Source organism: Bacillus sp. UMB0728 (genome assembly GCF_002858875.1).
GTDB lineage: Bacteria > Bacillota > Bacilli > Bacillales > Cytobacillaceae > Bacillus_AB > Bacillus_AB infantis.
The window spans coordinates 480,939-495,736 of the sequence record NZ_PKLA01000003.1; the positions used below are offsets into that span (position 1 = coordinate 480,939).

Here is a 14,798-nt window from a genome sequence, read left to right on the forward strand (position 1 = left end):
ATTCCTCTCTTTCTGAGGCGCATTCAATGGCAGCCTGCTTATCTTCGGCAGCTTGTCCATTCGGTTCGCTAGCCCGGACTGAAAGGCTGTCCATTCCAGCGGATGCAAAATGTCCAGCAGGAATTCCTGCTGAACATCAGCCACAAAATTACTCTTCTCCGCCAAACCATTTCAGTACTAATTCTTCAAGCTCGCCGCTGTCCTTCATTTCCTGAAGGGCTTTGTTGAAATCGTCTGTCAGCTCGCTGTCCTTCGGAAGGGCAATAGCAGATCCAAGCTCCTCTTCATCTTCAATGACAAATCCATTGAGATCTTCATTTGATTCAAAATAGCCTGTTGCTACTGTATCTTCAATGATGGCAGCATCAAAGCGGCCGGTCATCAGCTCCTGAACAATCTCAGGGATACGGTTGCGGTTTTCAACTTTGATATCGATTTCTTCAGCAATGTCGTTTGCTTTCCCTTCCTGGATGGATCCCAGCTGGACGCCGACTGTCTTGCCTTTTAGATCCTCAAGCTTTTCGATCCCGCTGTCCTTCTTTGTCACAATCATATGTCTCGCAGTGTAGTAGATATCTGTAAAGTCAATATTCTTTTTGCGTTCTTCAGTCGGAGACATTCCCGCCAATACAATATCTACCTGGCCGGATTTCAGCGCTTGAACGAGCCCGCTGAATTCAATATCCTCAACCTGAACTTTATAGCCAAGCTTTTCTGCCAATGCATTTGCAAGATCAACATCGAAACCGATAATATCATCGCCTTTTGCAGTATCGATGTACTCGAATGGCGGATAATCAGCCGAAGTACCCATAATCAGCACCTTTTCATCATCTGATCCTGAATCTCCCGCTTCACCGCCGCTTGAAGCCGGCTGTTCACTCGCCCCGCAGGCTGCCAGGATTCCAGCTGCCAATATACTTACCAAAAACAGCAACATACTCTTTTTCATTTTACTTTCCTCCTATAGTTTTTAGAAAATTAATTATTTTCATAATTAGTAGTATTTTATAGTGTTAGATCCTGTTTTTTCAAGTAAAAACACTAAGTTAATACTTATTCACTACAATGAATTTTAACACATATTAATATTTATGCAATAATATAATTAAATATAAATATATATTTTAATTATATTATTACTATTTAATAAAAGTTTTATAGCTTTTTTCCGGAGAAATCAGGGTTTGCCGGTTTACTGAACGAAAAAAAAAACCCCTGCGTTCAGCAGGGGTTTTCTTGTATGATACTTAAACTTCTTCGCAATATTTATCAAAAGCATCCTGAAGCTTTTGGACTACTGCCATTGGTTCGTGCCCTTCAATTTCATGACGCTCCACCATTGTAATAATTTCTCCGTCTTTCATAAGTGCGAAAGATGGTGATGATGGAGGGAATCCGGTAAAATAAGACCGCGCCTTTTCTGTCGCTTCCTTGTCCTGCCCCGCAAAGACCGTCACAAGCTGGTCAGGGCGCTTATCATAATGCAGAGAGTGAGCTGCAGCAGGGCGTGCAATCCCGCCGGCACAGCCGCAGACAGAATTGACCATTACAAGCGTCGTGCCTTTCTGGGACAGCGCATGATCAACATCCTCCGGAGTGGTAAGCTCTGTATATCCGGCTGCCACAATTTCCTGGCGGGCCTGGCGAACGACATCGTTCATAAACAAATTAAAATCCATATTCATTCTTTATCGCCCCTCATATAAATAGTTAGACAGATATCTCTTCTAATAATAGCAACTTCATGCTGCTTTTTTCAATGCATTCAACTCAAAGAAGCCTGCTTAGGCCAAGTAACAATAAAATCCGCCCACTAAAATCCAATAAAATTCTAAAATAAAGTTTATTAGCCAGATATTGGGGAATGATAACAGTACAGCTAGATCCATACCCCTAAACTCCCTAGATATGGCCGGTGTTCCGTTGAACACCGGCCGCTTTTTTATTCTCTCGCCTCTTTAAAAAGAGCAAATAAATGCTCAACGGCAGAAGCAACCGTCCTTCCGCCGGAGATCACTTCATTTTCCATTTGCGGCAGCTCTTTTCTGACCTCTGGATGCTGGAAGAAGCTAAATTGAAGCTGATCCATGATCATGCTGTTTATCCATTCCTTCGACTGCTCCCGCCTTCTCTGGCTGAACACGCCGGAATGGGAGGCAGAGTCCTTAAAGCTTTTAATCTCTTCCCAAATTTCCAGGATGCCTTTGCCGGTCAGGGCAGAGCAGGAATGAGCTTTCGTTTCCCAGCCCTTTGTAGCCGGCTGAAGAAAATGGACAATGCGTGAATATTCTTCTCTTGTCTTCAGTGCCTGGGGTTCATTAGCACCGTCTGCTTTATTGACGATGATGGCATCTGCAATTTCCATAATGCCTTTTTTCATCCCCTGGAGTTCATCTCCGGCCCCGGTCAGGACAAGCAGCATAAAGAAATCGACCATTTCCCTGACAATGATTTCGCTTTGGCCAACCCCGACTGTTTCAACAATAATCACATCATAGCCTGCCGCCTCGCACAAAAGCATGGTCTCCCGGGTTTTCCGGTGCACGCCGCCAAGCTTGCCACCTGCAGCTGATGGCCTGATAAAGGCATTTGGATTTCTCGAGAGATTTTCCATCCGCGTTTTATCGCCAAGAATGCTTCCGCCGCTGATGCTTGAGCTCGGATCGACAGCCAGCACTGCCACTGAATGCCCTTGCCCGCAAAGAAGGCTCCCAAACGCCTCGATAAAGGTGCTCTTTCCTGCCCCGGGCACTCCAGTAATGCCGATTCTGATCGAATTGCCGGTGTGGGGAAGAACCTCCTGCAGCAATTCCTGAGCAGTTCTGAAATGGCGCTCTGCATTGCTCTCAACCAGCGTGATTGCTTTTGCCAGAAGGCTCCTGTTTCCTGAAAGGATCCCCTTCTTCAGCTCATCCGCCGACAGAGGGTCCGACTTCTTTTTTTGGAATTTCGGGCCCTTCTGTACAAAAGGCTGGGGAGCAGCCATCTCCTTCCCCTCACGAAGGGAAGTGGAGAAAAGGTCTGGCGGCCTGCCATCATGCCAGCTCGGCTTCTTGTCCTTCATTATTCAGCCACTTCCTCATAGCCAAGCTTTCTGTAAATCTCCTGCACGACTTTCTGGGCAGCGGCAGGAATGACCGTCCCAGGCCCAAAAATGGCGGATGCCCCGTTATCGTATAAATATTGATAATCCTGAGCTGGTATCACTCCCCCGATAATGACGAGTATATCCTCCCTGCCCAGCTTTTTTAGCTCTTCAACCAGCTGTGGAAGAAGTGTTTTATGGCCGGCTGCAAGCGAGCTCATGCCAATCACATGAACATCATTCTCCACTGCCTGAAGAGCTGTTTCAGCCGGAGTCTGGAAAAGCGGTCCGATATCCACATCAAAGCCCAAGTCTGCAAATGCCGTGGCAATTACCTTCGCTCCCCTGTCATGGCCATCCTGGCCCATCTTGGCAATAAGGATTCTCGGGCGCCTTCCTTCATTTTCAAGAAACCCGTCCGTAAGGCTCTTCACCTCGGCAATTTCTTCTTCATTGGTAAAAGCAGAACTGTACACGCCGCTGATAGAACGAATGACTGCTTTATGGCGCCTCGCTGACTTTTCGATAGCAAAAGAGATCTCCCCAAGAGTCGCTCTGGCCCTGGCAGCCTTCACGGCAAGATCTAAAAGGTTCCCTTCTCCTGTATCTGCAGCTTTCGCCAGGGCTTCAAGCGCCGCGGCAGCTTTTTCACTGTCCCTTGTGTTCTTCAGCTTTTCAAGCTTATCCAATTGCTTAAGCCTTACGGCTGTATTATCAATATCAAGTATGTCGATCGGGTCTTCTTTTTCAAGCCTGTATTTATTCACTCCGACAATGGTTTCTTTCCTGCTGTCAATCTGGGCCTGCCTCCTGGCAGCCGCTTCTTCAATCCTCATTTTCGGAAGACCGGTTTCAATAGCTTTGGCCATGCCTCCAAGGCTCTCAATCTCTTCAATATGCTGCCACGCCTTTTGGATCAGCTCATTGGTCAAAGATTCTACATAATAAGATCCTCCCCATGGGTCGATCACATCCGTGATGCCTGTCTCTTCCTGCAGGTAGAGCTGGGTATTGCGGGCAATCCTTGCGGAAAAATCAGTCGGGAGCGCGATGGCTTCATCCAGTGCGTTCGTATGAAGCGACTGGGTATGCCCCATCGCCGCAGCATGGGCTTCTATCAGCGTCCTTGTTACGTTATTGAATGGATCCTGCTCTGTGAGGCTCCACCCCGATGTTTGGGAATGCGTCCGCAAAGCCATGGATTTCGGATTTTGCGGATCGAAGGATTTCATCATTTTCGCCCAGATATACCTTGCCGCCCGCATTTTTGCCACTTCCATAAAATAGTTCATCCCAATTGCCCAAAAGAAGGAGAGCCGAGGGGCAAAAGAGTCAATGCCGATTCCGGCCTTCAGCCCGGTCCTGACATATTCAAGCCCGTCTGCAAGCGTATAGGCGAGCTCAATGTCTGCAGGTGCTCCCGCCTCCTGCATATGGTAGCCTGATATACTGATAGAGTTGAACTTTGGCATATACTGGGATGTATATTCAAAGATATCCGCAATGATCTTCATCGACATGTCAGGCGGATAGATATATGTATTGCGGACCATATATTCCTTAAGAATATCGTTCTGGATCGTGCCTGACAGTTTTTCCTGGCTCACACCCTGCTCCTCGGCCGTTACAATAAAGAATGCCATAACAGGCAGGACAGCACCGTTCATCGTCATCGACACAGACATCTGGTCAAGCGGAATCCCGTCAAACAGGGTCTTCATGTCAATGATTGAATCAATGGCCACCCCCGCTTTTCCTACATCCCCCACCACCCGCGGATGATCAGAATCATAGCCGCGGTGTGTAGCCAGGTCAAAAGCAACCGATAGTCCTTTTTGCCCCATGGCCAGGTTTCTGCGGTAAAACTGATTGCTTTCTTCTGCTGTTGAAAAGCCGGCATACTGGCGGACTGTCCATGGCCTGTTGACATACATGGTCGCATAGGGACCCCTTGTGTACGGAGGAAGGCCGGGCTTATCATCCAGATGGTCCAGTCCTTTAATATCCGATTCCGTATACAGCGGCTTGATCCCAATATGTTCATTGGTCTCGAACCGCAGGCTGCCGGCATCCCCTCCAGCCAGCCTGCCGGCCTCCTGCTTCCACTCATATTCCGCTTCCTTTTGGCTTGCGCCGAACAAACTGATGCTCTTGAAATCCGGTTTGTTAGCCATTCATTTTCACCTCTGTTTCTTCTAGCAGCTTTCCAAGAATTGAACAGACATTGCTCTTGGCAGTTATGAAGTCATGAATGCCAAGCTCCCTCCATTCTTCCGCCGGTGAATCGGGATGCCCCGCAAGGTAAACAACCGATTCCGGATACCTCTCCTTTAATTCTCTTAGCAGCTGTTTGCCAGCCGTCTCATACTGCTGATTGGTTCCGCAAATACAATAGCAGGTATAATCCCTTTTCAGGAGCGCTTCTGCATCAGGGAATCCACTGACACCCGGGCTGTGTTCAGCAGCAATTCCCCCGGCAGCGAAAAAGCCGGCAGCAAAGTCGGTTCTTGTTTTATGCTCCTTTAATTCCCCGAGTGAAATCAGCCCCGCCTGCAATTGCCCGCCGCCGCGTCTCAATTCCTGGGCCTTTGTCCTGATATTCTCAAATGTGGCTGATAGCCTCTCCTGGTGAAGCGGCCTGATTGTCCAGCCGGAGTTAGCCCCCTCTTTAAGGCTGCCTCCCCTGTCAGGCAGCTTATCCTCAAGATTCGCATAAACATTTGTGCCAACTATACTTTTCTTCCTCGTCTCGGCATCATGCTTCTTTTTCTCCAGGATTTCTCTTGTCTGCTCCTGGATCCATCCTTTCTCCAGCGCATCAGCCATGCCGCCGAAGGATTCAATCTGAAGGAAGAGATCCCACGCTTTTTCCGCCAGTTCATTTGTCAGGCTTTCAATATACCAGGATCCCCCTGAAGGGTCTGCCACCTTCAGAAGATGCGCCTCTTCTCTGAGAAGCAGCTGTATATTGCGGGCAAGCCGCTGCGAAAAAGATCCTGAACTCCCCAAAACTTCATCAAATGCTCTCACCTGCAGGTACTGGACTCCTCCAATCACCGCGGCAAAAGCTTCATTTCCTGAGCGAAGCAGATTGACATAAGGATCAGCCATCGTTTTTGTGAAATACGATGTTTCTGCCGCAATGACCATTTTTTGCATGTCTTTTGGTGCTCCGAAGGCAGCTGCGATTTTCCCCCATATAATTCTGGCGGCCCTCAGCTTGGCAATCTCCATAAAGAAGTTTCCGCCTGACGCGAAGCTGAAAACCAATTTTGAAAGTATATCCTCCAGGGAAAGATGGCGGTCCAAAAGTCTGCTCACATGCTCTGTCGCTGCAGCGGCTGCAGCTGCCACTTCAAGCGCAGCATGGGCTCCCCCATTATGATAAGGGACAGCATCGGCAAGAATCGTCCTAAGCTTCGGCATCTCAGCCCCCGCTTTCTCCAATGTAACCGCCCAATCATCATAAAGCCCTTCCACCATTTGATCTCCCGGAAGACCCTCTGATGCAGCTTCAGCCAGCGGGTCCCTTCCTATATAACCGTGTATCTCCTTAGATTGCGGCAGGTTTTCCAGAACAGCAAGCATGCTGGATTGGCTGCCCGCAGCATTGATGGCAAAAGGGTATTCTCTATATGCTCCATCCAGTATTCCCGCAAAGCTTTCAAGGAAATGCTCTTCAACAGGAAGAACAATAGCATTCTGGCCATTCTCCAGCGCCCGCTTTAACTCCTGCTTCAGGTCTTCTGCAGTTTCTCCGGAAATCCTTTGGGCAATTTTCCAATCAGCTTTGCTGTAGCCGAGAGGTTCAATGCCCCGCCGGAAATCCTCCTGCCCCGGATATTGCGATTTTGGAGTAAGGGCTGATGTTTCTGCAGAATAAAGCGGTTTCAATTTTATGTTTTCATATGTAAGCCGGTCTAATGACTCTGCCGCCCTTCCTTTTAAAGCGGATTCTGCTGCCCGCTTCCAATCTTCCATCGTTTTTTCGGGAAATGATATTTTCTCCATCTCTTGATAACTCATAGAACGCTGCTTGTGACAGCAGCTTCCCTCCTCCCAGGAACTGAAATTCATCAATATTCTAAATTATTTTTCTAATATTATTGTAGTATACAAGAGCTAAACTGGCAACGAAGGACAAAGGACGTTCTCCCTTTTCAAATAAAGCCAAAAAACGCTGCAGCTTGATTAAACTGCAGCGCCTTTCGTTCTTCTTAATACACAGATGTATTTTCTTTTGATGTGTTCTCAAGTATCTCTTTAACCCTCTGCAGAAACCGTCCGCACACAAGGCCATCAAGGACACGGTGGTCCAGCGACATACAAAGGTTGACCATATCCCGGACTGCGATCATGCCATTGTTCATGACGACCGGGCGCTTAACAATCGATTCAACCTGCAGGATTGCAGCCTGAGGATAGTTGATGATGCCCATTGACTGGACAGACCCAAATGAGCCGGTATTATTGACTGTGAATGTGCCGCCCTGCATTTCTGCTGAAGTCAGCTTGCCGCTCCGCACTTTGCCGGCAAGCTCTGCGATTTCACGGCCGATGCCTTTGATCGTTTTTTCATCAGCATGCTTGATTACTGGCACAAAAAGCGCATCGTCTGTTGCGACTGCAATGGAGATATTAATATCTTTTTTCTGGATGATCTTGTCCCCTGCCCACATTGAATTAATCTGCGGATATTCCTTAAGGGCCTGGGCTACTGCTTTGACAAAGAATGCAAAGAAAGTCAGGTTGAATCCTTCCTTTGTTTTGAATTCATTTTTGATGGAGTTGCGGTAGTCGACAAGATTCGTAACATCCACTTCCATCATTGTCCACGCATGCGGTGCTTCATGCTTGCTTCGGAGCATATTTGCGGCAATTGCCTTACGGACACCTGTTACCGGAATTTCTATATCACCAGGCATGACTGGAACATTCGGCGCAGCAGCTGGCTGCTTTGCTGCCGGCTCAGCTTGAACCTGAGTCTGTGCAGCAGGCTCTTGTGCCTTCTGTGAGGCTGCCGGCTCTTCCTGCCTTGCCTCAGCCTGAGGAATATCCCCTGAATCAATCAGCTTCTGGAGATCCTTCCTTGTAATGCGGCCTCCTGCACCTGTTCCGTTCACCAGGTTCAGGTCGATGCCGTGCTCTTGGGAGAGCTTTAGCACTGCAGGCGAATATCTTGCCTTGGATGGACTGCTTTCTTCCAGCTTTGTTTCTGAAGATGCCGCTTTTTCTTCTGTCTTGAAATTCTCTTTTCCAGCTGCCTCGTCAGTATTCCCGCCTTCAACCTCAATCGTCAGGATCACTTCACCCACTGCAAGTGTGTCTCCCTCCCCGGCAATCAGTTCTTTTATTACACCGGTAAAAGAAGATGGGACTTCTGCATTCACTTTATCTGTCATGACCTCAGCTAAAGGGTCGTATTTATTTACTGTATCGCCGACAGAAACAAGCCACTTGGAGATGGTGCCCTCTGTCACACTCTCACCAAGCTGCGGCATTTTTATTTGTTCAATAGCCAATTGGCATACCCTCCATTGCTATAGATATTTTATGGGCGGCGCTGCTAAGGCAGCGCCCTCCGCTTTTCTTAGTACTCAGCGAGTTCTCTCATGGCTTTTTCTACTTTGTCAGGGTTGACCATGAAGTATTTTTCCATCGTTGGCGCATATGGCATTGCCGGGATATCAGGCCCTGCAAGGCGCTTGATTGGCGCGTCAAGTTCAAACAGGCAGTTTTCGGCGATAATGGCAGACACTTCGCTCATAATGCTTCCTTCTAAATTATCTTCTGTAAGGAGAAGCACTTTTCCTGTTTTGGAAGCAGCTTCAATGATTGCTTCCTTATCAAGCGGATAAACAGTCCTCAAATCAAGGATATGTGCAGAAATGCCATCCTTCGCAAGTCTCTCTGCAGCCTGGAGGGCAAAGTGAACACAAAGGCCATAAGTGATGACTGTGATGTCTTCGCCTTCCCTCTTCACATCTGCCTTGCCGATTGGAAGCACATAATCATCATCTGGGACTTCGCCCTTGATCAGGCGGTATGCCCGCTTATGCTCGAAGAACAGGACCGGATCTTCATCCCGGATAGCTGCCTTCAGCAGCCCTTTTACATCATAAGGAGTAGAAGGCATGACAATCTTCAGTCCTGGCTGATTGGCAAATACGGCTTCAACTGACTGGGAATGGTAAAGGGCACCATGGACTCCCCCGCCGTATGGGGCACGGATGACCATCGGGCAGTTCCAGTCATTGTTTGAACGGTAGCGGATCTTGGCAGCTTCCGAAATGATCTGGTTAACGGCAGGCATGATGAAATCGGCAAATTGCATTTCTGCAATCGGGCGCATTCCGTACATCGCTGCACCAATTCCAACACCCGCGATGGCAGATTCAGCAAGCGGGGTATCGATTACTCGTTCCTCGCCAAATTTTTCATACAGGCCTTGAGTCGCTTTAAATACTCCGCCTTTTTTCCCAACGTCTTCCCCTAGAACAAATACTTTTGAATCTCTTTCCATTTCTTCGCGGATTGCCATAGTTACGGCATCAATATAAGAAATTACAGCCATTTTCTTTCCCCCTTACTTCTCAGCATAGACATATTTCATCGCATGTTCCGGATCAGCATACGGTGCGTTTTCTGCATATTCAGTTGCTTCATTAACCAGTTTCATCACCCGGTCATTGATTTCTTTTTCCAGCTCATCATTCATGAGGCCTGTTTCCTTCAGATAAGCGCCAAAAGTGATGATCGGATCCTTTGTCTTTGCTTCAGCCACTTCATCCGGTGCACGGTAGCTGCGGTCATCATCGTCTGATGAGTGCGGTGTCAGCCTGTATGATACTGTTTCAACAAGTGTAGGACCTTCTCCGCGGCGGCCGCGGTCGGCAGCTTCCTTCACAGCCTTGTATACTTCAAGCGGGTCATTGCCGTCAACAGTCACGCCAGGCATCCCATAGCCGACAGCACGGTCGGCAACATTTTCGCATGCCAGCTGTTTTTCAATCGGGACGGAAATGGCATATTTGTTATTTTCACACATGAAAATGACAGGGAGCTTATGGACCCCTGCAAAGTTTGCACCTTCATGGAAGTCACCCTGATTGGAGGATCCTTCTCCAAAGGTAGTGAAGGTTACAAGGTCCTTTCCTTCCATCTTTCCTGCAAGGGCAATTCCTACAGCATGAGGAACCTGTGTTGTAACTGGGGATGAGCCCGTTACGATTCTGTTTCTCTTCTGCCCAAAGTGGCCCGGCATCTGACGGCCTCCCGAGTTCGGATCTTCAGCCTTTGCAAAACCTGACAGCATCAGCTCTGTTGCCGTCATCCCGAATGTAAGCACTACGCCCATATCGCGATAGTATGGCAGTACATAATCCTTATCAGTGTCAAGGGCGAAAGCAGCGCCTACCTGTGCTGCCTCCTGCCCCTGGCAGGATATAACGAAGGGGATTTTGCCTGAACGATTTAAAAGCCACATCCGCTCATCAATCCGGCGGGCAAGCAGCATGGTCTCATACATTTCCAATACCTTATCATCGCTTAGCCCTAAATCTTTATGACGATTTTCAGCCATTTGTTTGCCTCCTCAAAATTCAATATGTAGCAGGAGCACGAGACTCCTTTTTGCTGTTAATGATCTTATAAAATCAGATATAAGCGGGTAAGCATCCTCCGCTTTTCTTTCTGTCCAGCTCCGGCGGCTAGAGCCTCGAGTCATAAGCCACCCAAGAATTAAAGGCAAAGAACGCCTTTTATTCTTGGGCGTCTTATGCTTGTCGGCTCTGGGCAAGCCGCCTCCGCTTTTCTCTCTGTCCAGCTCCGGCTCCTAGGCGCTCGAGTCATAAGCCAATCAGGCCAGAAGGTTAAAGAACAACCTTCCGTCCTGCTCGTCTTATGCTTGTCGCACCTGTACAGTCGCCTCCGCATTTCTAGCCATGTATAGCTTTGCCGTCTACTGCGAGGGCTGCTTCTCCGATGGCTTCGGAAAGGGTTGGGTGCGGATGGATGGTGTGAGCTACTTCCCATGGTGTAGCATCCAGCACCTTTGCCAGTCCGGCCTCGGAAATCATATCTGTGACATGAGGGCCGATCATATGGACCCCAAGGATATCATCTGTTTCTTTATCAGCGACAATTTTGACGAAACCGTCCGATTCCCCGAACACAAGGGCTTTGCCGATAGCACGGAAGGAGAATTTGCCTGTCTTTACATCATGGCCCTTTTCCTTTGCTTCATCCTCTGTCAGCCCCACACTCGCAGCTTCAGGTGAGCTGTATATGCATTTGGATATCAGGCTGTAATCCAGCGGTGAAGGATTTTCATTTGCGATATGCTCCACTGCAGTGATTCCTTCATGGGAAGCCACATGGGCGAGCTGCAGTCCGCCGATGACATCGCCAATTGCGTAGATATGCGATTCTTTTGTCTGAAAATATTCATTGACCGAAATAAACCCTTTTTCAATCTGGATGTCGGTGTTTTCAAGACCGATGCCTTCCGTATTAGCCTGGCGGCCCACAGAAACGAGGAGCTTTTCAGCAGAGAATTCCTTCTTCTCGCCTTTAATTTCAGCAGAAATTTTCACTTCTTCACCTTTTTGGAGCGTTTCTGGAAGGACCTTGGCCCCAACAGCAAACTTAACGCCTTTTTTCTTCATCAGCCGCTGCATTTCCTTGGAGATCTCCCTATCTTCTGTTGGAATGATGCGGTCTGCATACTCGATGACTGTAACTTCTGATCCGAAATCGGAAAGCATGGAAGCCCACTCAATGCCAATTACTCCGCCGCCTACAATAATAATAGACTTTGGAATCTCGGTCATCTCGAGTGCTTCGTCAGATGTCATCACCTGGGTTCCATCTATTTCGAGTCCAGGGAACGTCCGCGGGCGGGACCCCGTGGATACGATGACGTTTTTGGGAATCAGCATTTCATTCTCGCTGCCATTGTTCATTTCAACTGAAATGGTTCCCGGCATAGGAGAAAAAATGGATGGGCCCAGGATTCTGCCAAGACCTTCGAAGACATCGATTTTCCCTTGCTTCATCAGATGCTGGACACCTTTATGGAGCTGGTCAATAATCTTGTTTTTCCTTTCCTGCACCTTGCCGAAGTTGACCGAAACATCTCCTGTTAAAACGCCGAACTCTTCAGCATGGCGGGCGGTGGCATATACTTCTGCACTTCTAAGGAGCGCCTTGCTCGGGATGCATCCGTTATGGAGGCAAGTGCCCCCCAGTTTCCCTTTTTCGACAACTGCCGTCTTTAGGCCCAGCTGTGAAGCGCGGATGGCGGCTACATAGCCCCCTGTGCCTCCGCCTAGTATGACTAAGTCGTATTCTTGTGCCAATTCTATTCCTCCTAAACCGTTGCTTTATTTTTTTCCGAGCCGGGATAATTCTTTTCTGCTTCCTCGCCGCGCAGCACCCTCAGGGCTCCTTCTGCCAGTGCCTGAAGCTCGTTCTCACCAGGCTGCACAATGACATCCGCTATCCAATTGATCCGGCTGCTTATATCCTTGATGAATTCCTTCCCGTAGGCTAGTCCGCCTGTCAAAATAATGGCATCCACCCTGCCGGATAGGGCTGCACCTGCCGATCCAATCTCCTTGGCGACCTGATAGGCCATCGCGGAGTAGACCAGCTTAGCTTCTTCACTGCCCTTTTCAATCATTTTTTCGACCTCGACCGCATCGTTCGTCCCCAAATAACCGACAAGGCCGCCCTGGCCAACAAGCTTTTTCATGATTTCATCGCGATAGAAGTCCCCTGAAAAACAAAGGTCCACCAGATCTCCTGCCGGGACGGTGCCTGCCCTTTCCGGGCTGAATGGGCCATCTCCATGAAGCCCGTTGTTCACATCAGCGACTTTTCCCATCTTATGGACGCCCACAGTGATCCCGCCGCCCATATGGGCAACGATCAGATTTAAATCTTCATATTTCCTGCCCAGCTTTTTAGCGACCCGTCTGGCTACCGCTTTCTGATTAAGGGCATGGAAGATGCTCTTTCTTTCGATCAGGGCAAATCCTGAAATCCTCGCAATATCTTCAAGCTCGTCCACTACGACAGGATCTACTATATAAGAAGGAATGTTAAGGCCTGACGCTATTTCGAAGGCAATGATCCCGCCGAGATTGGATGCGTGCTGGCCTGAATAGCCTTCCCTCAGATCGCGGAGCATCTCTTCATTTACCCCGTATGTGCCCCCCTCGATCGGCCGCAGAAGACCGCCGCGCCCGCAGACGGCATCAAGCTTGGAAATATTCATGCCTTCTTGGTCCAGTGCTTCGAGGATTGTCCTTTTCCTGAAGGCATATTGATCGATGATTTTTTCAAATGAATTGATTTCCCCGGAATCATGGCGGATCGTCTTTTCAAAAATGGATATATCATTATCGAATACTCCGATTTTCGTGGAAGTTGAACCTGGGTTGATTACGAGAATTCGATGGTTGTGTACCTGCAAGATTAAACCTCCAATTCAGATTGTCTCTTTCTATCATTATAGCCGCTGGATATGCTGCTATATCATTAAAATCAAAGAGGCTGAATAAATTATTCAGCGCTCTTGTTGTCCTTTTTCAGCAGTCCCCGGGTTAGCGCCTGCTAAGGATGTGGTGCCCGTTCTGAAGAAATTGGCTCCGTGAATTACGCATTCTTTCAATTCTTTCCTCAGCCATACGGTCAGCGGCCTTATAAGTAGGAATAGCGTCTCTTTTGGCGATTTCAATTACTTTTTCAATATTGTTGTAAATGGTCTCAACTTTTTTCATAGCCCTGTCGCGGTTATACCCGTACAGCTCGTCAGCTACATTGATGACCCCGCCGGCATTGATGACATAATCAGGGGCATAGACGATTCCCATTTCATGGATCAGATCACCGTGAGCAGTATCTTTCAGCTGGTTGTTGGCTGCACCGGCAATTACCTTGGCCTTCAGCTGAGGTATGGTTGAATCATTGATGACAGCTCCCAGGGCACATGGTGCATAGATGTCACATTCTACTCCGTAAATCTCATCCGGATTCACTGCCTTTGCACCAAACTCATCGACTGCGCGCTGAACTGCCTCTTTGTTGATATCAGTCACAATCAGACTTGCGCCTTCTTCATGCAGATGGCGGCAAAGATTGAATGCCACATTTCCTACTCCCTGCACGGCAATGACTTTCCCTTCCAGTGAATCGCTGCCGAAAGCTTCTTTTGCAGCTGCCTTCATTCCGCGATATACGCCGTATGCCGTGACCGGTGAAGGATTTCCGGAAGAACCGAAAGCCGGTGAAATGCCCGTGACATAATCTGTTTCCTCATGGATCATATCCATGTCTGCTACCGTTGTGCCTACATCCTCGGCAGTAATATAACGGCCGTTCAGCCCTTGGATATAGCGGCCGAACGCACGGAACAGCTCCTCATTCTTATCCTTGCGGGGATCTCCGATGATGACCGTTTTGCCTCCGCCCAGATTCAGGCCGGCTGCTGCATTCTTATAAGTCATCCCCCTGGCCAGGCGCAGGGCATCTTCAATTGCCGCCTCTTCAGACTCATACGTCCACATGCGCGTACCGCCGAGAGCCGGTCCAAGAGTTGTATCATGGATGGCGATGATTGCCTTCAGTCCTGATTGTTTATCCTGACAGAATACAAGCTGCTCATAATCATAAGTCTCCATATATTTGAATAGTTCCATTTTAATAT

Annotated in this window: 11 protein-coding genes; all 11 read right to left on the reverse strand. The window is 48.4% G+C overall.

Going from position 1 to position 14,798, the window contains the following annotated elements; all coding sequences use genetic code 11:
* Positions 1 to 148: 148 nt before the first annotated feature.
* Positions 149 to 952: a transporter substrate-binding domain-containing protein gene (locus CYJ37_RS13475; protein ID WP_022544173.1), complete on the reverse strand. Its 804-nt coding sequence runs from the start codon at positions 950 to 952 to the stop codon at positions 149 to 151.
* A 298-nt stretch (positions 953 to 1,250) separates the two neighbouring features.
* Positions 1,251 to 1,688 (reverse strand): BrxA/BrxB family bacilliredoxin, encoded by a 438-nt coding sequence (locus CYJ37_RS13480; RefSeq protein ID WP_009794984.1) that lies wholly within the window; start codon positions 1,686 to 1,688, stop codon positions 1,251 to 1,253.
* Positions 1,689 to 1,945: 257 nt separating this feature from the next.
* The gene (gene meaB, locus CYJ37_RS13485; RefSeq protein ID WP_180827355.1) at positions 1,946 to 3,067 is read right to left on the reverse strand and encodes a methylmalonyl Co-A mutase-associated GTPase MeaB; all 1,122 of its coding nucleotides are present in this window, start codon (positions 3,065 to 3,067) and stop codon (positions 1,946 to 1,948) included.
* A complete protein-coding gene (scpA, locus tag CYJ37_RS13490; RefSeq protein WP_009794982.1) occupies positions 3,067 to 5,262 on the reverse strand; it encodes a methylmalonyl-CoA mutase in 2,196 nt (731 codons plus the stop codon). The genes meaB and scpA overlap by 1 nt, the downstream gene beginning before the upstream one ends.
* A complete protein-coding gene (locus CYJ37_RS13495) occupies positions 5,255 to 7,114 on the reverse strand; it encodes a methylmalonyl-CoA mutase subunit beta (protein ID WP_180827356.1) in 1,860 nt (619 codons plus the stop codon). The genes scpA and CYJ37_RS13495 overlap by 8 nt, the downstream gene beginning before the upstream one ends.
* A gap of 191 nt (positions 7,115 to 7,305) precedes the next feature.
* Positions 7,306 to 8,610, reverse strand: a complete 1,305-nt coding sequence (locus CYJ37_RS13500) for a dihydrolipoamide acetyltransferase family protein (RefSeq protein ID WP_094767095.1) — start codon at positions 8,608 to 8,610, stop codon at positions 7,306 to 7,308.
* Positions 8,611 to 8,678: 68 nt separating this feature from the next.
* Positions 8,679 to 9,662 carry an alpha-ketoacid dehydrogenase subunit beta gene (locus CYJ37_RS13505; RefSeq protein WP_009794978.1) on the reverse strand — a complete coding sequence of 328 codons (984 nt, stop codon included), beginning with the start codon at positions 9,660 to 9,662 and terminating at the stop codon, positions 8,679 to 8,681.
* Between the two features lie 12 nt (positions 9,663 to 9,674).
* Positions 9,675 to 10,670: a thiamine pyrophosphate-dependent dehydrogenase E1 component subunit alpha gene (locus CYJ37_RS13510; RefSeq protein ID WP_009794977.1), complete on the reverse strand. Its 996-nt coding sequence runs from the start codon at positions 10,668 to 10,670 to the stop codon at positions 9,675 to 9,677.
* Positions 10,671 to 11,025: 355 nt separating this feature from the next.
* Complete coding sequence (gene lpdA, locus CYJ37_RS13515; RefSeq protein ID WP_101550252.1) at positions 11,026 to 12,447, reverse strand: dihydrolipoyl dehydrogenase; 1,422 nt, start codon at positions 12,445 to 12,447, stop codon at positions 11,026 to 11,028.
* An 11-nt stretch (positions 12,448 to 12,458) separates the two neighbouring features.
* Positions 12,459 to 13,565: a butyrate kinase gene (gene buk / locus CYJ37_RS13520; RefSeq protein ID WP_009794975.1), complete on the reverse strand. Its 1,107-nt coding sequence runs from the start codon at positions 13,563 to 13,565 to the stop codon at positions 12,459 to 12,461.
* A 130-nt stretch (positions 13,566 to 13,695) separates the two neighbouring features.
* Positions 13,696 to 14,790 (reverse strand): branched-chain amino acid dehydrogenase, encoded by a 1,095-nt coding sequence (gene bcd, locus CYJ37_RS13525; RefSeq protein ID WP_022544175.1) that lies wholly within the window; start codon positions 14,788 to 14,790, stop codon positions 13,696 to 13,698.
* Positions 14,791 to 14,798: the final 8 nt, after the last annotated feature.

What these genes read in the sequence shown, in the direction of transcription:
- CYJ37_RS13475 (WP_022544173.1), bottom strand. Translation starts at nt 952, where the DNA reads ATGAAAAAGAGTATGTTGCTGTTTTTGGTAAGTATATTGGCAGCTGGA.
- CYJ37_RS13480 (WP_009794984.1), bottom strand. Translation starts at nt 1,688, where the DNA reads ATGAATATGGATTTTAATTTGTTTATGAACGATGTCGTTCGCCAGGCC.
- meaB (WP_180827355.1), bottom strand. Translation starts at nt 3,067, where the DNA reads ATGAAGGACAAGAAGCCGAGCTGGCATGATGGCAGGCCGCCAGACCTT.
- scpA (WP_009794982.1), bottom strand. Translation starts at nt 5,262, where the DNA reads ATGGCTAACAAACCGGATTTCAAGAGCATCAGTTTGTTCGGCGCAAGC.
- CYJ37_RS13495 (WP_180827356.1), bottom strand. Translation starts at nt 7,114, where the DNA reads ATGAGTTATCAAGAGATGGAGAAAATATCATTTCCCGAAAAAACGATG.
- CYJ37_RS13505 (WP_009794978.1), bottom strand. Translation starts at nt 9,662, where the DNA reads ATGGCTGTAATTTCTTATATTGATGCCGTAACTATGGCAATCCGCGAA.
- CYJ37_RS13510 (WP_009794977.1), bottom strand. Translation starts at nt 10,670, where the DNA reads ATGGCTGAAAATCGTCATAAAGATTTAGGGCTAAGCGATGATAAGGTA.
- bcd (WP_022544175.1), bottom strand. Translation starts at nt 14,790, where the DNA reads ATGGAACTATTCAAATATATGGAGACTTATGATTATGAGCAGCTTGTA.